Source organism: Streptacidiphilus jeojiense (assembly GCF_000719095.1).
In the GTDB taxonomy this organism is placed as follows: Bacteria; Actinomycetota; Actinomycetes; order Streptomycetales; family Streptomycetaceae; genus Streptacidiphilus; species Streptacidiphilus jeojiensis.
Genome location: NZ_JOEH01000049.1, coordinates 42,345 through 62,551, shown reverse-complemented (window position 1 = coordinate 62,551; position 20,207 = coordinate 42,345). Strand labels below are relative to the sequence as shown.

At 72.4% G+C, this 20,207-nt stretch carries 20 protein-coding genes; 6 read left to right on the top strand and 14 right to left on the bottom strand.

Going from position 1 to position 20,207, the window contains the following annotated elements; translation table 11 throughout:
* Positions 1 to 483: 483 nt before the first annotated feature.
* The 4 genes from tyrS to IF29_RS0139470 form a co-directional block, all read right to left on the bottom strand.
* Positions 484 to 1,752, bottom strand: coding sequence for a tyrosine--tRNA ligase (tyrS, locus tag IF29_RS0139485; protein ID WP_030266695.1), 1,269 nt, complete (start codon positions 1,750 to 1,752; stop codon positions 484 to 486).
* 56 nt (positions 1,753 to 1,808) lie between these two features.
* A complete protein-coding gene (locus tag IF29_RS0139480; RefSeq protein WP_030266692.1) occupies positions 1,809 to 3,314 on the bottom strand; it encodes an APC family permease in 1,506 nt (501 codons plus the stop codon).
* A 65-nt stretch (positions 3,315 to 3,379) separates the two neighbouring features.
* The gene (locus tag IF29_RS48715; protein ID WP_037598453.1) at positions 3,380 to 4,501 is read right to left on the bottom strand and encodes an amidohydrolase family protein; all 1,122 of its coding nucleotides are present in this window, start codon (positions 4,499 to 4,501) and stop codon (positions 3,380 to 3,382) included.
* 165 nt (positions 4,502 to 4,666) lie between these two features.
* The gene (locus IF29_RS0139470; RefSeq protein WP_030266686.1) at positions 4,667 to 5,989 is read right to left on the bottom strand and encodes a type I glutamate--ammonia ligase; all 1,323 of its coding nucleotides are present in this window, start codon (positions 5,987 to 5,989) and stop codon (positions 4,667 to 4,669) included.
* Between the two features lie 159 nt (positions 5,990 to 6,148).
* Between IF29_RS0139470 and IF29_RS0139465 the strand changes: the two genes are divergently transcribed.
* Both IF29_RS0139465 and IF29_RS0139460 read left to right on the top strand, forming a co-directional pair.
* A complete protein-coding gene (locus IF29_RS0139465) occupies positions 6,149 to 7,657 on the top strand; it encodes an MFS transporter (RefSeq protein WP_030266684.1) in 1,509 nt (502 codons plus the stop codon).
* Positions 7,654 to 8,205, top strand: coding sequence for a TetR/AcrR family transcriptional regulator (locus IF29_RS0139460; protein WP_051726632.1), 552 nt, complete (start codon positions 7,654 to 7,656; stop codon positions 8,203 to 8,205). Before IF29_RS0139465 ends, IF29_RS0139460 begins: the two co-directional genes overlap by 4 nt.
* A 16-nt stretch (positions 8,206 to 8,221) precedes the next feature.
* Here IF29_RS0139460 and IF29_RS0139455 read toward each other — a convergent pair whose 3' ends face one another.
* Entirely contained in the window at positions 8,222 to 8,863 is a 642-nt protein-coding gene (locus IF29_RS0139455; protein ID WP_030266678.1) for a DNA-3-methyladenine glycosylase, read from the bottom strand.
* 114 nt (positions 8,864 to 8,977) lie between these two features.
* Here IF29_RS0139455 and IF29_RS0139450 point away from each other — a divergent pair, with 114 nt between their 5' ends.
* Both IF29_RS0139450 and IF29_RS0139445 read left to right on the top strand, forming a co-directional pair.
* Positions 8,978 to 9,511: a YbhB/YbcL family Raf kinase inhibitor-like protein gene (locus IF29_RS0139450; RefSeq protein ID WP_030266676.1), complete on the top strand. Its 534-nt coding sequence runs from the start codon at positions 8,978 to 8,980 to the stop codon at positions 9,509 to 9,511.
* 137 nt (positions 9,512 to 9,648) lie between these two features.
* The gene (locus IF29_RS0139445; protein ID WP_030266672.1) at positions 9,649 to 10,149 is read left to right on the top strand and encodes an HNH endonuclease; all 501 of its coding nucleotides are present in this window, start codon (positions 9,649 to 9,651) and stop codon (positions 10,147 to 10,149) included.
* Between the two features lie 104 nt (positions 10,150 to 10,253).
* Here IF29_RS0139445 and IF29_RS0139440 read toward each other — a convergent pair whose 3' ends face one another.
* The 6 genes from IF29_RS0139440 to IF29_RS0139415 all read right to left on the bottom strand — a co-directional run bounded on the left by IF29_RS0139440 (position 10,254) and on the right by IF29_RS0139415 (position 16,029).
* A complete protein-coding gene (locus tag IF29_RS0139440) occupies positions 10,254 to 12,260 on the bottom strand; it encodes an outer membrane protein assembly factor BamB family protein (RefSeq protein WP_030266669.1) in 2,007 nt (668 codons plus the stop codon).
* Positions 12,261 to 12,321: 61 nt separating this feature from the next.
* Positions 12,322 to 12,648, bottom strand: coding sequence for a 4a-hydroxytetrahydrobiopterin dehydratase (locus IF29_RS0139435; RefSeq protein WP_037598451.1), 327 nt, complete (start codon positions 12,646 to 12,648; stop codon positions 12,322 to 12,324).
* A gap of 106 nt (positions 12,649 to 12,754) precedes the next feature.
* Entirely contained in the window at positions 12,755 to 13,510 is a 756-nt protein-coding gene (locus IF29_RS0139430; protein ID WP_030266663.1) for a sulfite exporter TauE/SafE family protein, read from the bottom strand.
* Between the two features lie 128 nt (positions 13,511 to 13,638).
* Positions 13,639 to 14,607, bottom strand: a complete 969-nt coding sequence (locus tag IF29_RS0139425) for an SPFH domain-containing protein (protein ID WP_030266660.1) — start codon at positions 14,605 to 14,607, stop codon at positions 13,639 to 13,641.
* Between the two features lie 86 nt (positions 14,608 to 14,693).
* On the bottom strand, positions 14,694 to 15,104 hold the full coding sequence (locus tag IF29_RS0139420) for an NfeD family protein (protein WP_030266657.1): 411 nt from the start codon (positions 15,102 to 15,104) through the stop codon (positions 14,694 to 14,696).
* Positions 15,105 to 15,237: 133 nt separating this feature from the next.
* Positions 15,238 to 16,029, bottom strand: coding sequence for an ABC transporter ATP-binding protein (locus IF29_RS0139415; protein ID WP_030266655.1), 792 nt, complete (start codon positions 16,027 to 16,029; stop codon positions 15,238 to 15,240).
* A gap of 99 nt (positions 16,030 to 16,128) precedes the next feature.
* Between IF29_RS0139415 and IF29_RS0139410 the strand changes: the two genes are divergently transcribed.
* Positions 16,129 to 16,944 carry a hypothetical protein gene (locus tag IF29_RS0139410; RefSeq protein WP_037598447.1) on the top strand — a complete coding sequence of 272 codons (816 nt, stop codon included), beginning with the start codon at positions 16,129 to 16,131 and terminating at the stop codon, positions 16,942 to 16,944.
* A gap of 90 nt (positions 16,945 to 17,034) precedes the next feature.
* Here the strand turns inward: IF29_RS0139410 and IF29_RS0139405 are convergent, their stop codons facing one another.
* The 3 genes from IF29_RS0139405 to IF29_RS0139395 form a co-directional block, all read right to left on the bottom strand.
* Positions 17,035 to 17,271, bottom strand: a complete 237-nt coding sequence (locus IF29_RS0139405; protein ID WP_030266650.1) for a chaplin — start codon at positions 17,269 to 17,271, stop codon at positions 17,035 to 17,037.
* 195 nt (positions 17,272 to 17,466) lie between these two features.
* Entirely contained in the window at positions 17,467 to 18,117 is a 651-nt protein-coding gene (locus tag IF29_RS0139400) for a response regulator (RefSeq protein ID WP_030266647.1), read from the bottom strand.
* Positions 18,110 to 19,213: a GAF domain-containing sensor histidine kinase gene (locus IF29_RS0139395; RefSeq protein ID WP_232242839.1), complete on the bottom strand. Its 1,104-nt coding sequence runs from the start codon at positions 19,211 to 19,213 to the stop codon at positions 18,110 to 18,112. The genes IF29_RS0139400 and IF29_RS0139395 overlap by 8 nt, the downstream gene beginning before the upstream one ends.
* A 289-nt stretch (positions 19,214 to 19,502) precedes the next feature.
* Here IF29_RS0139395 and IF29_RS0139390 point away from each other — a divergent pair, with 289 nt between their 5' ends.
* On the top strand, positions 19,503 to 20,201 hold the full coding sequence (locus IF29_RS0139390; protein WP_030266642.1) for an SDR family oxidoreductase: 699 nt from the start codon (positions 19,503 to 19,505) through the stop codon (positions 20,199 to 20,201).
* Positions 20,202 to 20,207 lie beyond the last annotated feature (6 nt).

Genomic DNA, 20,207 nt, shown 5'->3' with positions numbered 1-20,207 from the left:
ATCAACATTTGGCGTTGACTTTTGGCACGCTGTTGAGTTCTCAAGGTACGGACGCTTCCTTCGAGCGGCTTTCACACCAGCCCTCCGGGCGCTTCCTTCTGCACTCACCTTAGCAGATTCGTTTCGTCCGGGCGAACCGTCCGAATTTCGTTTCTGCACCCCGTTGAGCTGGGGTGTCGCATGGCGACCGGCGTTACGCTACCGCATTTTCCGGATACCCGGAAATCGCGGTTGCTAATTCGCACGACAAAGCGAACCGGCCCGAATCCGACGCAGGCGTCGACTCGAACAGTTCAGTTTCGAAGTGGCGGATAAGCTTGGCAACTTTGGTCACGTGAGGACTGGTGCGGCGAGGCGAAGCCCCGTACGACGTACCGGCCCGAATCAGGCGACTCGGCCAACATTAGACGACCCTGAGGCTTACGTCAAACATCGGAGGCGAAGATCCTTTGGAATCTTCGCCTCCGATGCTGTCGGTGCAGGTCAGGCCGTGCGGACGAGCTCCACGGCGGCCAGGCTGCGCTTGCCGCGACGGAGCAGGAGCCAGCGGCCGTGCAGGAGGTCGGCCTCGGTGGGAGCGGCCTCCTCGTCGGTCACCTTGGCGTTGTTGAGGTAGGCGCCACCCTCCTTGACGGCCCGTCGGGCGGCGGACTTGCTGGGGACCAGGCCGGTGGCGGCCAGCAGGTCGACGATGCTGGCGAGTTCACCCACCTGGGCCTGCGGGAGCTCCGCGACGGCGGCGTCCAGGGTGGCGGCGTCCAGCTCGGTCAGGTCGCCCTGCCCGAACAGCGCCTTGGACGCGGCGATCGCGCGGTCGAGCTGCTCCTGGCCGTGCACCAGTGTGGTGACGTCCTCGGCCAGGGCGCGCTGGGCGGCGCGCGCGGCCGGCTTCTCGACGGTCTGCCGCTCCAGCTCCTCGATCTCCTCCTGCGAACGGAAGGTGAAGATACGGAGGAAGTTGGCGACGTCGCGGTCGTCCGCGTTCAGCCAGAACTGGTAGAAGGCGTACGGGGAGGTCATCTCCGCGTCCAGCCAGATGGCGCCGCCCTCGGTCTTGCCGAACTTGGTGCCGTCCGCCTTGGTGATCAGCGGGGTGCCGAGGGCGTGGACCGACTTACCCTCGGCCTTGCGGATCAGCTCGGTGCCGGCGGTGAGGTTGCCCCACTGGTCGCTGCCACCGGTCTGCAGGGTGCAGCCGTAGCGGCGGTTCAGCTCCAGGTAGTCCATGCCCTGGAGGACCTGGTAGCTGAACTCGGTGTAGCTGATGCCGGCGTCGGAGTTGAGCCGTCGGGCGACGGCCTCCTTGGCGATCATGGTGTTGACCCGGAAGTACTTGCCGATGTCACGGAGCAGGCTGATCGCCGACATCCCGGAGGTCCAGTCCAGGTTGTTGACGACCCGCGCCGCGTGCGGGCCCTCGAAGTCGAGGAAGCGCTCGACCTGGCCCCGGAGCCGGAGCACCCAGGCGGCGACCGTCTCCGGGTCGTTGAGGGTGCGCTCGGAGGTGGGGCGGGGGTCTCCGATCAGCCCGGTGGCGCCGCCGACCAGGGGCAGCGGGAAGTTCCCCGCGTTCTGGATGTGGCGCATGGTGATCAGCTGCACCAGGTTGCCGATGTGCAGGCTGGGCGCCGTCGGGTCGAAGCCGCAATAGAACGTGACCGGACCGTCCGCGAATGCCTTGCGCAGTGCGTCCTCGTCGGTGGACAGGGCGATCAGCCCGCGCCACTTCAGCTCGTCGACGATGTCCGTCACGGTGTCGCTTCTCCTTAGCTCCGGTGCCGGCGGTGGTCCGCACAGCGTGACCGAGCCTACGCGGTTCCCGCCACTCGATTCCTCTCGGCTTGGGCGTGCAGCTGCTCCGACTCGGTGAGGCGTCGGCCCAGGCGCCTGGCCGTGCTGGGTGCGGCGATGACGGCGATGACCGCGGCGAGCAGCCAGCCGCCGGCGACGACCGGGAACCAGTGGCCCGGCCCTGAGGAGGGGTAGGGGACGACATTGCGGTAGATGGTGTAGCCGAGCAGGGCCAGAGCGGCGAGCGGGATGACGATCTGCCACATCGGCACCGGCATCCGGCGCTGGACGAAGATCAGCCGGATCGCGCCGATGGTGGTGAGGGCGTAGGCGACCAGCAGGATCAGGGTGCCGATGGTGCCGCCCCAGACGAAGGTGTCCTCCGGGACCGCGGAGAAGGAGACGATGCACAGGCCCAGCACCAGCGCCATCGTCGCGCTGACCAGCACGGCGGCGCGGGCCGGGGTGCCGTAGCGGGAGACCCGGCCCAGGCCGCGTTCGCCGAAGCCGTCCCTGCTCATCGCGTAGAGCAGCCGGGCCGAGCCGACGGTGCAGGCCAGGCAGCAGCCGAAGGCGCTGACGGTGGCGCCCAGGGTGACCAGGTTGCCGACCCAGGAGCTGAGGTAGCTGGAGCCGAGGTCGCCGATCAGCGAGGACGAGGAGCCGAAGGCGGCGACGCCGCTCTTGCCGGCGCCGAAGCCCATCATCTCGACAGCGGTGACCACCACGAAGAAGGCTCCGCCGAACAGGGTGGTGCCGAGGATCGCCCTGGGGATGTCGCGCCGGGGGTTGAGCGACTCCTCGCCGAGGGTGGAGGCAGCCTCGAAGCCGGCGAAGGAGAGGAAGCCGAAGACCACGCCGAGGAACAGGGCGGACGGGGCGGTCCCGGGCGGGACCGAGAAGACGGACATGGTGAAGCCGTGTCCGGCCGGGGCGTTGCCGACGATCAGCCGGACCAGCACCACGGCGGTGACGATCAGGATCAGCGCGACGGTCGCGCCCTCCACCGTCAGCAGCACATTGGTGCCGCGGCGGACCGAGGCGATGGTCAGCCAGCAGGCGAGCAGCAGGACCACGCCGGTGAGGATGAACGGGGCGTCCACCGGCGGGTTGGACCAGGCGCCGGTGCGCTGCAGGAAGGAGATGCCGAAGATACCGACCACGGAGGAGGTGGTGACGCCGTAGAACAGGTAGGTGCCGACCAGGCCCCAGCCGGCGACCACGCCGCTGCGGGGGCCGAGGGTGGCGCCGACGAAAGCGTACACCGAGCCGGCGTGCTGGAAGTACTGGCACAGCCGGACGAAGACGTAGGCCACCAGCAGCACGCCGACGGCGGCGATCAGGAAGGCCAGGGGGACGGCGCGGCCCACGCTGGGCGCCGCTGCCTGGGGGTTGATGTTGACGGCCATGCTGGGCGCCATCAGCGCCATGGAGAGTCCCACGGCCTGCCAGACATTGAGGCTGGGGCGCAGTCCCCGCTGTTCGGGACGGTCGGTGGGGGTGGTCAGGGTGGAGTCGGACATGTCAGGTCCTTCCGCCGGGAGCGAGCGTCACGTCGTCGCGCGGTACGTAGTGTGCTCGCGGCGTGTTACGGGCGTAAGGGGGCCTGCGTATAGAGCCTGGTGGCGTTGGCGGCACCGATGAGGTCGGCGATGCGGGCCGCCTCGGCGGGCCGCAGGCCCGCGTCGTGGGTCCAGCGGGTGATCGCGTCGCGGAAGGCGGTGGCGCCGACGAGGTGGAGCTCTGGGATGCCGTAGGCGTCGGTGGAGAAGAGGACCTTGCCGAAGGGGGCCAGTTCCAGGGTCTCGGCGAGCAGGCGGGGGGCGGCCGGGCCGGTGTACGAGAGGGTCAGCCCGACGTCGCAGTAGACGTGCGGGAACGCCTGGGCGAGCCAGGCGGCCTGACGGTGGTACGGGTAGCAGTGCAGCAGCACCAGCGGGGTGCCGTGCGGCTCCACGGCTCGGATGAAGTCGGTGAGGAGCGACGGGTCCGCGCGATGGAGCGTCAGATCGGGGTCGCCGAAGCCGGTGTGGATCTGGATCGGCAGACCGAGGTCGACCGCGGTCCAGAGCAGGTGGCGCAGCAGGGTGGGGTGGTTCAGGCGGGGGTTGCCGCTGCGGGCGGCTTCGGCGAGGTGCTCGCCGGCGGCATGCGCCACTTCGGCGGGGGCGGGGCGGGCCGGGTCGATGTCCAGGCCGTGGCGGTAGGCGAGGACGGATTTCACCGCGATGGCGTCGGCGGCTCGGACGGCTTCGGCGATGGCGGTGCGGGTGGTCTCACCCCAGTGCGCGGCGGTGGAGGTGGTTGCGGCCTGCTGGGCGACGTGTTCCAGACGGATGACCTCGCGGACGCGGGTGCCGGAGAGGGCGGCGAAGGCGGGGAGGTCGAGGAGGGGGGCGCCTGCGGCGGTCTCCAGGCCGGTGTCGACGAAGCAGGAGTCGATGGCGGCGGCGTGGAGGAGGCGGCGGGCGGATTCGGTGGGGCCGAGGGCCGCGCGGGCTTCGAGGTAGGTGTCGGGGGTGGGGTGGCGGCCTGCGTCGAGGGTGGGGCCGCAGGTGCGGAGGACGGCCAGGCCGAGGGCGGAGTCCCAGGGGGTGGTGCCGGGGGGTGGGGGGCGGTCGGACTCGGTGAGGAGGGAGGCGAAGGCTTCGGGGGTGAGGGGGTGGTGGGGGGTGGCGATGCTGTGGGTGTGGTGGTCGATCAGGTGCACGGGCCCTCCCGGCGGGTGGGGGCTGGGGTTGGTACGGGGGGTGCGGGTTGTGAGTGGTTGATCGCGCAGTTCCCCGCGCCCCTGGGTGGGAGGGGGGTTGGGGCGGTGCATGAGTGCGGGTCTGTGGTGGTTGATCGCGCAGTTCCTCGCGCCCCTGGGGTGGGGTTAGTAGCGCCAGCGGGTGGCTTTGGTGATTTGGGTGGGGGTTTGGTCGGCGAAGAGGGTGGATTCGGCTTGGCGGACGGAGTGGATGGCGTGGAAGAGGGGGTCGCCTAGGGCCTGGTGGAGGGTGGTGGAGCGGGTGAAGGCGGCCAGGGCTTCGGGGGCGGTTTCGGGGAGGCGGGGTGGTGGGGTGGGGAGGTGGGCCGGGTCGCCGTTGACCTCGGCGGGGAGGGTCGCGGCGGCGTCCAGGCCGGCCAGGCCTGCGGCGATGGTGCCGCCCAGGGCCAGGTAGGGGTTGGCGGCGCCGTCGAAGCACTTGATCTCGGCGTTGGCGGAGCGGCCGGAGACCAGCCGTAGCGCGGCCTCGCGGTTCTCCGGGCCCCAGCAGTGGTAGGCGCCGGCCCAGTGCGAGGGGACCAGGCGGAGGTGGCTGGCCGGGCTGGGGGCGCCCAGGACCAGGAGTGCCGGGAGCTCGTCCAGGATGCCGGCCAGGAAGGACTCGCCCTCCTTGGTGAGCTGGTGGCGGCCCTCGCCGCCGGTCATCAGGTTCCTGCCGTCGCGCCAGGCGCTGAGGTGGAGGTGGGCGCCGTTGCCGACGGTGCCGGGCTCGAAGGAGGGGGCGAAGGAGGCGCGCAGCCCGTGCCGGGCGGAGACGCCGCGGACGGTCTGCCGGACCAGCACGGTGGTGTCCGCGGCGGCCACCGGCTCCTCCGCGGCGACTGAGACCTCGAACTGGCCGGCCGCGTACTCGGGGTGGATCTGCTGGACGTCCAGGCCCTGCGTCTCCAGGGCCTGGAGCAGGTCGCGGAGGTAGTCGGAGAGGTCGGTGAGGCGGTGCAGGCCGTAGGCCGGGCCGTTCTCTGCCGGGTCGGTGCCGTCCGGGCGGCGGAGCACCCACTCGACCTCGTAGGCGGCCAGCAGGCTCAGCCCGCGGGCCCGGGCCTGTTCGGTCATCCGGCGGGCGAACAGGCGCTGGCAGGCCGGGTGCGGGGTGCCGTCCTGGGCGTAGCGGTCGGCGGGGGCCCAGGCCCAGCCCGGTTGCGCGGCGAGCGGGACCGCGCGTTCCAGGTCGGGGAAGAGCCGCAGGTCGCCGTCGGGGCCGCCGAGGAAGCGGCTGGTGGTGGTCGAGTCGTCGACCAGGAAGACGTCGAAGACCGGGGACATGCCGACGCCGTCGCGGACCGCCTGGTCCAGCCGGCGCAGCGGGACGGCCTTGGTGCGGGTGATCCCGGCGTTGTCCACCCAGCTCAGGGCAAGGCCGACGACGCCCTCGGCGGCGAGTTGAGCCCGGGTCAGATGGGACTGTGCCAACAGTTCATCGTCCATAGGAGCTCCATGGTGCCGGGTGGGGGTCCGGTGGCGCGAGAGGGCGGCACACGCTCGGAGTGACGGTGGTCACCCGGGCGGCGACGGCCTTGGGCTTCCTGGCGGCTTTATGTCATCATCCGAAGACATCACTTGATGACAACCTCCGGGAGAATGCCGATGGATGCCCGACACGCCGCGCCCGGCGCTCTGCGAGAACGCGCCCTGGTGCCGGTCCTGGTCTTCCTCGGCATGGTGGTCGCGGTCATCAGCAGCCTGGGGTCGCCCCTGGTGCCCACCATCGCCTCGGTCGACCATGTGTCGCTCTCCGACGCGCAGTGGTCGCTGACCATCACCCTGCTGGTCGGCGCGGTCGCCACGCCCACCATGGGACGGCTCGGCGACGGGCCGCACCGGCGCCGGGTGATCATCGGCGCCACCGCCGTGGTGCTGCTGGGCAGCGTGCTGGCGGCGCTGCCGCTGGGGTTCGGCTTCCTGATCGTCGGGCGCGGGCTGCAGGGCCTCGGGCTGGGACTGACCCCGCTGGCCATCGCCACGGCGCGGGACGCGCTGCCGGCCGAGCGGTCGCGCCCCGCGGTCGCGCTGCTCTCCATCACCACCGTGGCCGGTGTCGGCCTGGGCTACCCGCTCACCGGGCTGATAGCGGAGTCCTGGGGCGTGCACGCCGGCTTCTGGTTCGGGGCGATCATCAGCGCGCTGGCCCTGACCGCCGCGGTGCTGGTGGTGCCGAACGCGCAGGGACGGGAGAAGCGTCCGCTGGACGCGCTCGGTGCGGTGCTGCTGGCCGTCGGGCTCGCCGGGCTGCTGCTCGCCCTCAGTGAGGGCGAGATCTGGGGCTGGGGCTCGTCCCGGCTGATCGGTCTGACCGCCGTCGCCGTGGTGCTGCTGGTCTGGTGGGCCGTCCACGAGCTGCGCACCGAGCACCCGCTGGTGGACCTGCGGTCGCTGCGGAACCGGGTGGTGCTCACCGCCGACGTGTCCGGTCTGATCGCGGGCGTCGCGATGTACATGTTGATGTCGATGGTGACCCGCTTCGTCCAGACGCCGTCCTCGGCCGGATACGGCTTCGGCACCTCGGTGCTGGTCACCGGGCTGGTGCTGCTGCCGTTCTCGGCGGCCAGCGTGGCCTCCAGCAAGCTGGTGCCGCTGCTGGCCCGGCGCACCTCCACCGCGCTGGTACTGCCGGTCGGCTGCGCGGTCTCGCTGCTGTCGATGGTGATGTTCCTGTTCGCCCGCAACAGCCTGTGGGAGCTGTTCGTCATCATGGGCGTGGCCGGGCTGGGCGTCGGCTGCACCTTCGCGGTGATGCCCGGACTGATCGTCAGCTCCGTCCCCGCGCACGAGACCGGCAGCGCCATCAGCTTCAACCAGGTCCTGCGGACCGTGGGCTACTCCACCGGCAGCGTGCTGAGCGCGGTGATCCTGGAGGCGCACACCCCGGTCGGTCGGCTGCTGCCGGAGAACAGCGGGTACCAGGCCGCCGCCTGGCTGGGTTGTGCGGTCTGGGTGGTCACCGCCGTGGTTACCATCGTCCTGCCGCGCCGGGGAGCCCCGGCGCGCGGCACGGTGACCGTGGACGAGGAGCTGCTGATGGACGAGAGCATCGCCGACGCCGAGACGGCGGAGGACAGCGTCACCGCCCCGGCGGCCGGGCCGGCCCCGCGGTGAGCACGCCCAGGCGACGGGACTCCGCCCGCAGCCGCGAGCTGCTGCTCACGGCCGCGAGCGAGCTCTTCGCCGAGCGCGGCTTCGACCGCAGCACCATCCGGGACATCGGCGAACGCGCCGGCGTGGACCCGGCTCTGATCGCCCGCTACTTCGGCGGCAAGTCCCAGCTGTACCTGGCCACGCTCATGCTGGACCCGTTCAACGCCAACCCCGACGACCTGCTGGAGCCCGAGCGGGTCAGGGCGCTGCTCGACACCGTCGCCCAGCGCGGCCCCGGGCCGATCCACCGGGCCGCGGTCGCCCCGCACGAGGATCCCGAGGTGCGGGCGGCGGCCGCCGACCAGCTGCACCGGCGCCTGGTGGACCCGCTGCGCGAGCGGTTCGTCCGGGAGGGTCTGGACCGCCCGCAGCTGCGGGCGGAGCTGGCCACGGCCGCCTTCGTCGGGGTGAGCCTGTCGCGGAGCAGCGGCACCTTCCCGGCACTGGCCGGGGCCGACACCGAGGAACTCGTCGAGCTGGTGGTGGAGTTGCTGACCCCCCGTCACTGACCCCGTCACCGACCGGTCAGCCGGCCGGCGTGCGCCGCTTCTTGGGGACGTGGCGCCGGTAGGGGCTGACGGTGGGGTCGTCGGCGATCCAGAAGCGCCAGGGGATGTCGGCGGCCGAGGAGACGCCGGTGCGCGGGCCGGCGGAGACGGCAGCGGCCTCCGGCGGGCTTCCGGGGAGGATCCGCACCGGGGTCCCCGGCGAGCAGGCGTCGACGCCGTTGACGGCGCGGTCGAAGCCCAGCGCGGAGGCCAGCCGGGCCGGACCGCGGGCCAGGTCGACGGCGCTGCGCGAGCTGGGACGGCGGCGACGGGCCAGCTCCTCGCCGGAGCGGATCTCACCCGCACGGAGCAGGACGCCGGAGGCGGTGGTGCCGGGCCCGGTCACCAGATTGGCGCAGAAGTGCATGCCGTAGGTGAAGTAGACGTAGACATGGCCGGGTTCCCCGAACATCACCGCGTTGCGGGCGGTCATGCCCCGGTAGGAGTGGGCGGCCGGGTCGGCGGAGCCGCTGTAGGCCTCGACCTCGGTGATCCGCAGCTCCACCGCTCCCTCCGGGAGGTCGGAGACCAGCGTGCGGCCGAGCAGGTCGGGGGCGACGAGTTCCGCCGGGCGGTCGAAGAAGGCGCGGCCGAGGGCGGCGGGGGCAGGGCGGGGCATGGGGTCGAGGGTACGGGCAGGCGCGTCGGCCGGCGCCGCCGCGGGGGCCCGGCGTCCGGCCGGCACGGGTAGCGTTGGGGCCGACTAACCAGCGCTACGCAGGAGGTTGCACAGATGTCCGCAGCAAGGCGGCCCCTCCCCCACGACTTCCACCCGCCGGTCCCGGAGCTCGCCGTCAGCAGCGAGGACTTCACCGACGGCGGTGTCCTCCCGGACGACCACGTCTACAGCGAGGGCAATGTGTCCCCGCAGCTCAGCTGGGCCGGGGCACCGGCCGGGACCAAGAGCTACGCGGTCACCTGCTACGACCCAGACGCTCCCACCGGCAGCGGGTTCTGGCACTGGTCGGTGTTCGACATCCCGGCGAGTGTGACCGAGCTGCCCAGGGGCGCCGGCAGCGGCGACTTCAAGGGACTGCCGGAGAGCGCGGTCCAGGTCCGCAACGACTACGGCACCAGGGACTTCGGCGGCGCCGCGCCGCCGCCCGGGGACGGCGCGCACCGCTACGTCTTCACCGTGTACGCCGTGGACCAGGAGAAACTCGGTCCTGACGCGGAGGTCTCGCCGGCCGTGGTCGGCTTCAACCTCCGCTTCCACACCCTGGCCCGCGGCCAGGTGATCGCGGAGTACGCGGCTCCGGAGGGCTGAGCAGCCGAAATATTGCGTTGTTCCGGGGGTGCTCCGGCCCGCACAGTGGTCTCGCGTACTCCGAGGGGAACGGCCCTCGGCGGCGCGGCGCCGCCGTGCGGGCGGGGCAGATCCTGTACCGCCTGGAGGTGGCCGGAATGCGCAACACCCTCGTGCTGAACGCGAGCTACGAGCCGCTGTCGACGGTGTCGCTGCAGCGTGCCGTGGTGCTGGTGCTCCAGGACAAGGCCGTGGTCGAGCACGCGCACCCGCTGCGCCGGGTCCGGGCCGCCTCGGTGGATCTGCCGCTGCCGCGGGTGGTGCGACTGCGGCGCTACGTGCGGGTGCCGTTCCGACAACGGGCTCCGTGGTCACGCCGCGGGGTGCTGGTGCGGGACGGGTTCCGCTGCGCCTACTGCGGGCGGCGGGCGACCACCGTCGACCATGTGCTGCCACGGTCCCGCGGGGGTGGGGACACCTGGCTGAACACGGTCGCGGCGTGCGCCGCCGACAACCACCGGAAGGCCGACCGGACGCCGGAGCAGGCCGGGATGGTGCTGCTGGCGACCCCGTTCGAGCCGACCCCGGAGGCCTCGCTGATGCTGGCGCTGGGGGCGGACCAGGACGACCTGCCGGACTGGCTGCCGCTGCCGGCCTGAGCAGGGTGCAGCGGGGGTGCAGCCGGGGGTGCAGCGGGGGGTGCAGAGCTGCCGTCGGCCCGGCGCGGGGGACCGGGCCGACGGTGGGGGGCTTTCGGACAGGCTCAGCCGGCTGCGGTGAAGCCGGTGGCGGCGGTGCTGTAGGTGCTGGTGAACTCGGGCAGGGCGACCACCAGGTTGCCCTGGTAGAGGATTCGGCCCGAGGTCAGCAGCGAGCCGGTGTTCTGCGGGAAGCCGCCGCCGGGGGTCTCCTTGCCGGTGGTCAGGTCGAAGTGGCTGAGCCGGGCGGTCTGGCCGATCCGCTCCTCGGTGGCCACCACCGCGTCGTTGCCGTCGACGCCGACCAGCGCGATGTTGCCCTTCTCCTGCGGCGTCGACTGCCACAGCTGCTTGCCGTCGGCCAGGGTGAAGGCGGTGAGGACTCCCCCGCTGCCGGCGGCGGCCTTCGGCGGGGCCAGCTCGGCGACCATGGTGGTGGGCGTGAAGAAGAGCGCCGGGTCGGGGTCGAAGCTGCCGTGGATGGAGTCCAGGGTCCCGGCGGTCTGCGAGACGTAGATCGTCGCCTGGGTGTCGCCCTTGCTGCTGAAGGACATGATGCTGTCCTTGGTGGCGTCGGACATGTGCACGGCCACGACGGCGGGGGTGGCCGACAGCACCGTGTAGGAGGAGGCGCTCGCGGGCAGCCCGCGCCACCAGGCGAGCTTGCCGGTGTCCGCGTTCAGCGAGATCGCCTGCTGCTTGGGGTTGCTGTCGGCGCAGGTGCTCTGCACCAGCAGGGTGCTGCCGGTGCCGCTGCCGCTGATGCCGCCGCAGTACTTGCCCGGGCCCGCGTAGGTCCAGCTCTGCTTGCCGGTGGCGATGTCGTAGCCGACCACGCCGGAGTCGCCGACCGCGACGGCCCGGGTGTCGTTCACCATCACCGAGGCCCCGTACGCGGAGGTGGTCTTGGCGATGGTCGCCTTCCACTTCTGCTGTCCGGTCGCGGTGTCGACGGCGACGAGCTGGGTGCAGGCCTGGCCGGTGCCGGCCTTGGCCTGGAACAGCACGGCGCCGATCCCGGCCGAGTTGACGGTGGCCGACATGGCGCACGGGACGGCGCCGGCGCTGGGCGGCGCCACCGTCCAGAGCTTGCTGCCGCTGGTCGAGTCGTAGGCGGTGACCCCGGTGCCGTCGCCGCGGACCAGTGCCTTGGTCAGCAGCCAGGAGCCGAGCAGACCGTCGTTGCCCTGGGCCGCCCCGGCGTCGGCCGCTGCCGCCCAGGCCTTGGTGTGGCCGCCGGCCAGATTGGCGGTGGCGCCGCCGCCGGCCGCGGTCTTCTTGCCGCTGCTGCCCTGGCCGGCCACCACCACACCGGCGACCACCACGACGATCAGGGCGACCACGCCGACGGCCGCGCGCAGCAGGAACTTCCTGCGGTCGGTGCCGGGTGAGCGGCCGGTCGCGGCGGCCAGCAGCCGGGCCGAGAGGGCGGGGTCCTCCGGGGCGTCGTCCTCGTCACGGGTCCCGGTGTCGGCCTCGGCTCCCGCGCCGGCTTCAGGGATGTCGGCGGCAGAGGAGTCGGGCTCGGGTTCCGGCTGGTCCGCGGCGGGCCGGGGGTCGTACGGATACGGCTCGCCCGCGGACTGGGACGGGACGCCGTAGGCGTCGGCGGCCGGGTAGTAGCCCGAGGGGTCCGGATAGGGCTGCTGCTCGGGATAGGGCTGGTAGCCCTGCTGACCGTAGTCCTGCTGCCCGTAGTAGCCCTGTGCGTACTCCTGCTGCGGGTACTGCGGCTGCTCGTAGGTCTGCTGCGTCTGCTGCGTCTGCTGCGTCTGCTGCGAGAAGTCCTGCGGCGGGTACTCCTGCTGCTGCCCGTACTCCTGCTGCGGGTACGGCTGCTGGGGGTAGCCCTCCGGCGAGTAGAACTGCTGCTGCTCCTGGGCGGGGTAGCCGTAACCCTCCGGCTGCCAGTACTGCTGCTGACCTTCCGGCGTCGGCCACTCGGGGTTCACCTGCGGATACCCAGGGTCACTGCCGGCGAAGGCGCTGTGACCGTGTTCGTGCCCGTAGTCCTGGCCGTATTCCTGGACGTGGTCCGGGCTCTGGCCGGTGCCGGTTGGGTCGTGTGCCATGGGTTCCGTCAGCTCCCGCCTTCACGATGCGTGCGCCAGCATCTCATGCGGAACTGAGGAATCAGGCGTGCGTACCGGTCGCTGCCGCGAGGACGGATTCGATCGCGGTGTCGATGACGGCGGCCAGCCGCAGGTCCAGGACGGTGATGCCGCCGGCGTCGTGGGTGCTGAGCGCGAAGTGCAGGGTGCGCCAGCGGATGTCGATGTCAGGGTGGTGGTCCATGGCCTCGGCGGCCTCGGCGACGGCCACGACCATGCCGATTCCGGTGGGGAAGTCGGGCGCCTGGAGCGTGCGCAGCAGGGCGTCCCCTTCGCGGTGCCAGTTGGGGACGGACTTGAGGCCTTCGGCGATCTGTTCGTCGCTGAGACGTACGCGGGACGGGCTCATGGGCTTGCTCCTGGTCGGCGGATGGGGTTCAGGTTCCGTTCCCGCTGCGCCTGCGGATATGCGCGGATCCACTGGAAGATGTTGTGACGTTGCGTCAAGTCTCTTGTCAGAGCAGGAGTTTGGCCACGGCGACCAGGCCGACCACGACGATCAGGCCGCGCAGCGCGACCGGTGGCAGCCGGCGGCCGACCCGGGCGCCGATCTGGCCGCCGATGACCGATCCGGCGGCGATCAGCAGCGCCGCGGTCCAGTCGATGGAGGCCGCGAAGAGGAAGAACACCGCGGCGACGCCGTTGACCAGCCCGGCCAGGACGTTCTTGGTGGCGTTGATCCGCTGCAGGTCGTCGTCGAGCAGCAGGCCCATCAGTCCGAGCAGCAGCACGCCCTGGGCCGCGCCGAAGTAGCCGCCGTAGACCCCGGTGCCGAAGACCCCGGCCAGCAGCGCCACCCCGCCGTCGGCGCTGTCCGGGCCGCGGCCGCGGGCGGCCAGGTAGCGGGCCAGCCGCGGCTGCAGGACCACCAGCAGCAGGGCGATGCCGATGAGCACCGGGACGATCGCCTTGAAGGCCCCGGACGGGAGCACCAGCAGCAGGATCGCGCCCAGCAGTCCGCCCAGCAGCGCGGCGCCGCCGAGCCGCAGCAGCCGGGGACGCTGGCCCTGGAGCTCGGCGCGGTAGCCGAGCGCGCCGCTGAGCGAACCCGGCACCAGGCCGAGGGTGTTGGAGACATTGGCGGTGATCGGCGGCAGGCCGACGGCGAGCAGGACCGGGAAGGTGATCAGGGTGCCCGAGCCGACGACCGTGTTGATCGTCCCGGCGCCCGCGCCGGCGGCGAAGACGCCGACTGCTTCCCACGGTGACATGGTTGCGCCCCTCACTCCCGGTTCGTGCCCGGTCCGATCATGCACGATGCGCGGAGTGGAGGGGCGTCGGCGTTTGGGATGTGGGACGGAGGCGGGACGGGGCCCCGCCGGAACCGCCGCCGCCGGCCCTACTCCGGGTCGATCGAGGGGTACTCGCGGCGCTTCTCCATCCGCGGCGAGGGCACCGTGGAGCCGTTGCTGTCGGACGGTGCGTCGCCGCCCCTGGGCGCCAGTCCGCTGAAGGCGCCGCCGAGGCCCTTGAGCGCGTCGCCGACCTCGCTGGGGATGATCCACAGCTTGTTGGAGTCGCCCTTGGCGATCTCCGGCAGCGTCTGCAGGTACTGGTAGGCCAGCAGCTTCTGGTCGGCGTCGCCCTCGTGGATGGCCTCGAAGACGGTGCGGATGGCCGCGGCCTCGCCGTCCGCGCGCAGCACCGCGGCCTGCGCCTCGCCCTCGGCGCGGAGCACCTCGGCCTGCTTCTGGCCCTCGGCGGTGAGGATCTGCGCCTGCCGGGCGCCCTCGGCGGTGAGGATCGCGGCGCGCTTGTCGCGGTCCGCGCGCATCTGCTTCTCCATCGAGTCCTGGATGGAGGTGGGCGGCTCGATGGCCTTGAGCTCGACCCGGTTGACCCGGATGCCCCACTTGCCGGTGGCCTCGTCGAGCACCCCGCGCAGGCCGGCGTTGATGGTCTCGCGCGAGGTGAGGGTGGACTCCAGGTCCATGGAGCCGATGATGTTGCGCAGGGTGGTGACGGTGAGCTGCTCGATGGCCTGGATGTAGCTGGCCACCTCGTAGGTCGCCGCGCGGGCGTCGGTGACCTGGTAGTAGATCACCGTGTCGATGTTGACGACCAGGTTGTCCTGGGTGATCACCGGCTGCGGCGGGAAGGGCACGACCTGCTCGCGCAGGTCGATCCGGTTGCGGATGGTGTCGATGAACGGCACCACGATGTTGAGGCCCGCGTTGAGGGTGCGGGTGTAGCGGCCGAACCGCTCCACGATGGCCGCGCTCGCCTGCGGGATCACCTGGATCGTCTTGATCAGTGCGACGAACGCCAGCACGACCAGGATGATCAGGACGATGATCACGGCATTCACGGGGACTCCACTTCCAGAACTACCAGACTGCCGGGGGACCTTGGGGACGAGCGGGCTGCGGACGAGTGGGCTGCGGGACGAGCGGGCTAGAGGACGAGTGCGGTGGCGCCGTCGATCTGGGCGACGTTCACCTGCTGGCCCGGTGCGAACACCTGGCCGGGATCCAGGGCGCGCGCGGACCAGACCTCGCCCTGGAGCTTGATCCGGCCGCCGTGCTCGTCCACCTGCTCCAGGACCAGCGCGGTGGCGCCGGTGAGCGCCTCGATCCCCATCCGCACCTGGGGCCGGCTGCGCAGGCTGCGCATCGCCACCGGGCGTACGAAGACCACCAGCAGGACCGAGACGGCCAGGAAGACGACGAACTGCGCGACCGTCCCCGCACCCAGGGCGGAGGTGAGCGCGGCGGCACCCGCCCCGATCGCGAACATGCCGAACTCCGGCATGGCCGTGATCACCAGCGGCACGCCGAGGGCGGCCGCGACGATCAACCACCACATCCAGTTCTCCACAGCCTCATGGTAGGGGCGGAGAGGGGTGCGGGGAGAGGGCTTTGCGCAGGTAGTCCGGATGTTGACGTTGTGAAGGAAGGGAGTGGCGCAGGGTGCGCGGCCGCTGTCGCTCCCCGGACCGTCAGCCCATGGGGAGGCCGCGGGCGGCCCAGCGGTCGCCGTGGCGCTCCAGGGTGAGCGGAAGGCCGAAGCAGAGCGAGAGGTTGCGCGCGGTGAGGGTGTCGTCGATGGCGCCCGCGGCCAGCACCCGGCCCTGGCGGATCATCAGGACGTGGGTGAAGCCCGGGGCGATCTCCTCGACGTGGTGGGTGACCATCACCATCGCCGGGGCCTTGGGGTCGCGCGCCAGCGCGCCGAGGCGGCGCACCAGGTCCTCCCGGCCGCCGAGGTCCAGGCCGGCCGCGGGCTCGTCCAGGAGCAGCAGTTCGGGGTCGGTCATCAGGGCGCGGGCGATCAGGGTGCGCTTGCGCTCGCCCTCGGAGAGGGTGCCGAACCGGCGGTCGGTGTACTCGGCCATGCCGAGCAGGTCGAGCAGCAGCCGGGCCCGGGTCTCGTCGGAGGTGTCGTACTGCTCGCGCCAGGTGGCGGTCATGCCGTAGGCGGCGGTGAGGACGGTGTCCAGCACGGTCTGCCGACGCGGCAGCTTGTCGATCATCGCGGCGCCGGCCAGGCCGATCCGGGGACGCAGTTCGAAGACGTCGACGCTGCCCAGCTTCTCGCCGAGGATCGCGGCGGTGCCGGTGGAGGGGTACAGGTAGGAGGAGGCGATCTGGAGCAGCGTCGTCTTGCCCGCGCCGTTGGGGCCGAGGATGACCCAGCGCTCGCCTTCGGCGACGGACCAGGACACCTGCTCCACCAGCGCGCGTCCGTCCCGGACCACGGATACGTCCACCAGCTCGAGCACGTCGCTCATGCGTACGCCTTCCCCACTGCCTTGTCTTGATGCCTCTGTGTATGCGTCGAGGGAAAACCTACGCCACGGAAGTGTGCGAGTTCTCCGTAGGCTTGCCCCATGGCGCAGAACACCGGCGAAAGCCGTCCCGATGACCGATTCGACGAGCCCCGGTCGGGGCGTCTCGTTGCCTGGGGCAACGCCTGGCTGGGCGGCTTCGCCTCGCCCGACCACGCCGGCGAGGGGATCAGGGGCCGGGACGACGCCCATACCGTGGAGGGGATCGAGGGGGCGGCCGGGTCCGGCCTGACCCTGGCCCTGGGGCGGCTGCGGGCACAGGGGGTGACGGGGTTTCGGCTGGCGCTGCCGGCGCCGGGGCATCCGGTCGGGCTCACCGGCCCGGCGTCCTTCAACGAGCGGGCGCTGCCGGCCGGGGAGGCGGTGCTGACCGTCGGGGAGCTGTCGCTGGGCCTGGTCCCCGAGGTGGTGCGGCACGGACCGGTCGGCGACCAGCTGGTCCGGGTGGTGTGGCACGCGTCACCCGTGGAGCCGGGGATCCCCGCGGACGTCCCGCAGCTGCGGGACGCCGAGCGGGAGCTGGCGCAGACCCTGCGGGAGGCCACCGAACTGCTGCTGCGGCTGGACGTGGCCGGCGCCGGCCCCGAGGTGCAGCGGGCGCTGGAGGCGTACCGCCGGCGGCGCCAGCCCGAGCTGCTGGCGCCCGGCTACCAGCCGCGCGCGGTACGGGTGCTGCAGTCGGCCCGGCAGGTGCGGGCGGTACTGGACCTGGCCGCCACCACGGACGGGGCGGCGGTCAGCGCCGGCGAGATGGCGGCGCGGGAGGCCGCGATGCGCCCGCTGGAGCGGGCGGCCCGGCGGGCGGCGGTGGCCGCCTACAACGCCATGGTGGACGAGCCGGCCCGGGATCCGTTCTAGCCCGCGACCCGTTCCGGGCGGCGGTACGACGGCACCCGCGCCCCGCGCGGAGGTTCGGCCTGCGGCGGGGGCGCGGGTGCCGGCGCTGCGTCAGTCGTTCTGGCAGCAGTTGCCGTGCGCCGGGTTGAGCAGGCCGATCACATTGACGGTGTCGCCGCAGGCGTTCACCGGGATGTGCACCGGGACCTGGATGGTGTTGCCGGACACGACGCCGGGCGAGCCCACGCTGTGCCCGGCCGCGACGGACTGCGCCGAGGCGGCGCCGGCGCCGGCCAGGACGGCCGCACCGGCGGCGGTGGCGACGAGAGCACCCTTGCGAACGTTCATTTCTGTGTCCTCCTTGAGCGGGCCCGGCGCCGCACTTCGGCGTCGGGCACTTCGTCGTGGAGGCTAGGGACAACCCACCGGTGAGTTCACCTTTTGACACTCTTTCGGGTTGATGTGACTGTTGCGCAGCTCTGCCGCTCACTCCCCCATTTGCCACGTTCGCGCCCCTCGCGCCGTGGCGTTCGTCCGATGGTCCTACCGGGTTGCCCCGTTGCGGACCGCCCAGAGCGCCGCCTGGGTGCGATCGGCCAGGTCGAGTTTCATCAGGATGTTCGAGACATGGGTTTTCACCGTCTTCTCGGACAGGTGCAGCGCCCGGGCGATCTCGCGGTTGGAACGGCCGTCCGCGATGTGCCCCAGCACCTCCTGCTCGCGCTCGGTCAGGGTGCCGCCCCGCCCCTGCGGCCCGCGCGGGGACTCGTCCGCGAGCAGCGCCCCGGCCAGCTCCGGCTGCAGCAGCACGTGTCCGGCGTGCACCGAGCGGATCGCCCCGGCCAGGGCCTCCGGGTCGACGTCCTTGTAGACGTAGCCGGCCGCGCCGGCCCGCAGCGCCGGGACCACGGTGCGGTGCTCGGTGAAGCTGGTCACCACCAGGACCCTGGCCGGGTTGCCGCGCTCCTTGAGGATGCGCAGCGCCTCGATGCCGTCGGTGCCCGGCATCTTCACGTCCATCAGCACCACGTCGGGGTGCAGCTCCTCGGCGCGCTCGACGCCCTCGGCCCCGTCCGCGGCCTCGCCGACCACCTCGATGTCGTCCTGCACCTCCAGGAAGGTGCGCAGCCCGCGCCGGACCACCTGGTGGTCGTCCACCAGCAGGACGGTGATGCGCTTCGTCCTGTCAGCCACCGGGTACCTCCAGTACCACCACGGTCCCCCGACCGGGGGCCGACTCGATCCGCAGCGTGCCGCCGACGCCGGCGGCACGGTCGCGCATGGACACCAGGCCGAGGTGCCGGCCGGCCCGCCGCACGTCGTCGGGGACGAAGCCGGCCCCGTCGTCGGTGACCGTCAGCACCGCGCCGCGGCCCGCCCGGCCCGGGTGCAGCTCCACCCGTACCGCCGTCGCGCCGGAGTGGCGCAGGGCGTTGTGCAGGGCCTCCTGGGCGACCCGCAGCAGCGCGGCCTCCTGGGCCGAGGGCAGCGCGCGGACCCGGGTGTGGGTGAAGCTGACGCGCGCCGCGTGGGCCCGGTCCAGCACCTCGATCTGGGAGCTGAGGGTCGGCAGCAGCCCGTCCTCGTCCAGCGCCGCCGGACGCAGCTCGATCACCACGCCGCGCAGCTCCTCGGCGGCCTCGGCGGCGAGCCGGGAGACCTCGGCCAGCTCGGCGCGGGCCCGGTCCGGGTCCCGGTCGATCAGGGCGGAGGCGGCCTGGGCGGTCAGCCGCAGCGAGAACAGCTTCTGCGAGACCGCGTCGTGCAGGTCGTGGGCGATCCTGGCGCGCTCGCCGGCCAGGGTGAGCTCGCGGCTGCGCTCGTAGAGGCGGGCGTTGGTGAGGGCGATGGCGGCGTGCGCGGCGAGGATGCGCAGCAGGTGCTCGTCGTGGGCGGTGAAGACCTCGTCGGCGCGGCTCTTGTTGGCCAAACTGTGCTTGTTGGCAAGAAACAGGGCGCCGATGATGTCCTCGCCGTCCAGGATGGGGACGCCGAGGAAGGCGCTCATGTCCGGGTGGGCGTGCGGCCAGCCGCCGAAGCGGGGGTCGTCGCGGACGTCGGCGAGGCGCTGCGGGGCGGTGTCCTTGAGCATCGCGGCGAGGATGCCGTGCTGCCGCGGCAGCGGGCCGATGGCCCGCCACTGGGCGTCGCTGATGCCGTCCACCACGAACTGGGCGAAGCCGCCGTGGTCGTCCGGGACCCCGAGGGCCGCGTACTCGGCGCCCACCAGGGTGCGGGCCGAGGCGACGATCCGCTGCAGCACCTCGCGCACCTCCAGGTGCCGGCTCATCGCCAGGACCGCGGAGCTGATCGCCTCGATGCCGCCCAGGCAGGGCTCGTCGGCCGCCGCGTGCGCGTTCGGCTGCTCGCTGCTCGGCTGCTCGGTGCTCGGACGTTTGGCCATGCCGTCACCGTACCGCCGGGGTGATCGCCGGGCATCGGGCGGAGGAGGTGGCGGAGCAGGGCCGAGGGACTAGGACCAAGGGCCCGCCCCGCCGCTCCCCCACGGCCGAGGTACCGCCCGGGCGGTGCTGCCTACGGTCGAAGGCAGCAGGAGACGACGGATCGAGGAGTGGGACATGGCTGTCGCAGTGGTGACCGGAGCTTCGCGGGGACTGGGCCGGGCGCTCGCCCGGGCGCTGGCCGAACAGGGCTGGTCCCTGGTCCTGGACGCCCGGGGTGCGGAGGCGCTCGGCGCCGTCGCGGCGGAGCTGGACGGACCGGTGGTGGTACTGCCGGGGGATGTGGCCGACCCCGGACACCGGGCCGAACTGGTCTCGGCCGCACGCGGGTTGGGCGGGATCGACCTGCTCGTCAACAATGCGAGTGTGCTCGGCGCCGAGCCGCTGGTGCCGCTGGCCGAGCAGTCGCTGGCCGGTTTCGCCGAGGCGCTGACGGTCAACACCGTCGCGCCGCTGGGCCTGGTGCAGGCCGCGCTCCCGCTGCTGCGGGAGTCCGGCGGGGCGGTGCTGAACATCAGCTCGGACGCGGCGGTCGAGGCCTACGAGACCTGGGGCGGCTACGGGGCCACCAAGGCGGCGCTGGACCACTGGTCCGCGGTGCTGGCCCAGGAGGAGCCCGCGCTGCGGGTCTGGTCGGTGGACCCGGGCGACATGCGCACCGCGATGTACGCGGCGGCGGTGCCCGGCGACGACGACAGCGGGCGTCCGCTGCCGGAGCAGGCTGCCGTCCCGGCGCTGCTGGAGCTGATCGGCAGCGCGGCGGGCAGCGGGCGGTACACGGTGTCGGGCCGGACGGTGAAGGAGTGGACGCGGTGAGCGCAC

Bases quoted from the DNA above. Each gene is read 5' to 3' on its own strand.
- IF29_RS0139480 (WP_030266692.1), bottom strand. From the start codon at position 3,314: ATGTCCGACTCCACCCTGACCACCCCCACCGACCGTCCCGAACAGCGG.
- IF29_RS0139470 (WP_030266686.1), bottom strand. From the start codon at position 5,989: ATGGACGATGAACTGTTGGCACAGTCCCATCTGACCCGGGCTCAACTC.
- IF29_RS0139465 (WP_030266684.1), top strand. From the start codon at position 6,149: ATGGATGCCCGACACGCCGCGCCCGGCGCTCTGCGAGAACGCGCCCTG.
- IF29_RS0139455 (WP_030266678.1), bottom strand. From the start codon at position 8,863: ATGCCCCGCCCTGCCCCCGCCGCCCTCGGCCGCGCCTTCTTCGACCGC.
- IF29_RS0139450 (WP_030266676.1), top strand. From the start codon at position 8,978: ATGTCCGCAGCAAGGCGGCCCCTCCCCCACGACTTCCACCCGCCGGTC.
- IF29_RS0139445 (WP_030266672.1), top strand. From the start codon at position 9,649: ATGCGCAACACCCTCGTGCTGAACGCGAGCTACGAGCCGCTGTCGACG.
- IF29_RS0139440 (WP_030266669.1), bottom strand. From the start codon at position 12,260: ATGGCACACGACCCAACCGGCACCGGCCAGAGCCCGGACCACGTCCAG.
- IF29_RS0139435 (WP_037598451.1), bottom strand. From the start codon at position 12,648: ATGAGCCCGTCCCGCGTACGTCTCAGCGACGAACAGATCGCCGAAGGC.
- IF29_RS0139430 (WP_030266663.1), bottom strand. From the start codon at position 13,510: ATGTCACCGTGGGAAGCAGTCGGCGTCTTCGCCGCCGGCGCGGGCGCC.
- IF29_RS0139420 (WP_030266657.1), bottom strand. From the start codon at position 15,104: ATGTGGTGGTTGATCGTCGCGGCCGCCCTCGGCGTGCCGCTGGTGATC.
- IF29_RS0139415 (WP_030266655.1), bottom strand. From the start codon at position 16,029: ATGAGCGACGTGCTCGAGCTGGTGGACGTATCCGTGGTCCGGGACGGA.
- IF29_RS0139410 (WP_037598447.1), top strand. From the start codon at position 16,129: ATGGCGCAGAACACCGGCGAAAGCCGTCCCGATGACCGATTCGACGAG.
- IF29_RS0139405 (WP_030266650.1), bottom strand. From the start codon at position 17,271: ATGAACGTTCGCAAGGGTGCTCTCGTCGCCACCGCCGCCGGTGCGGCC.
- IF29_RS0139395 (WP_232242839.1), bottom strand. From the start codon at position 19,213: ATGAGCCGGCACCTGGAGGTGCGCGAGGTGCTGCAGCGGATCGTCGCC.
- IF29_RS0139390 (WP_030266642.1), top strand. From the start codon at position 19,503: ATGGCTGTCGCAGTGGTGACCGGAGCTTCGCGGGGACTGGGCCGGGCG.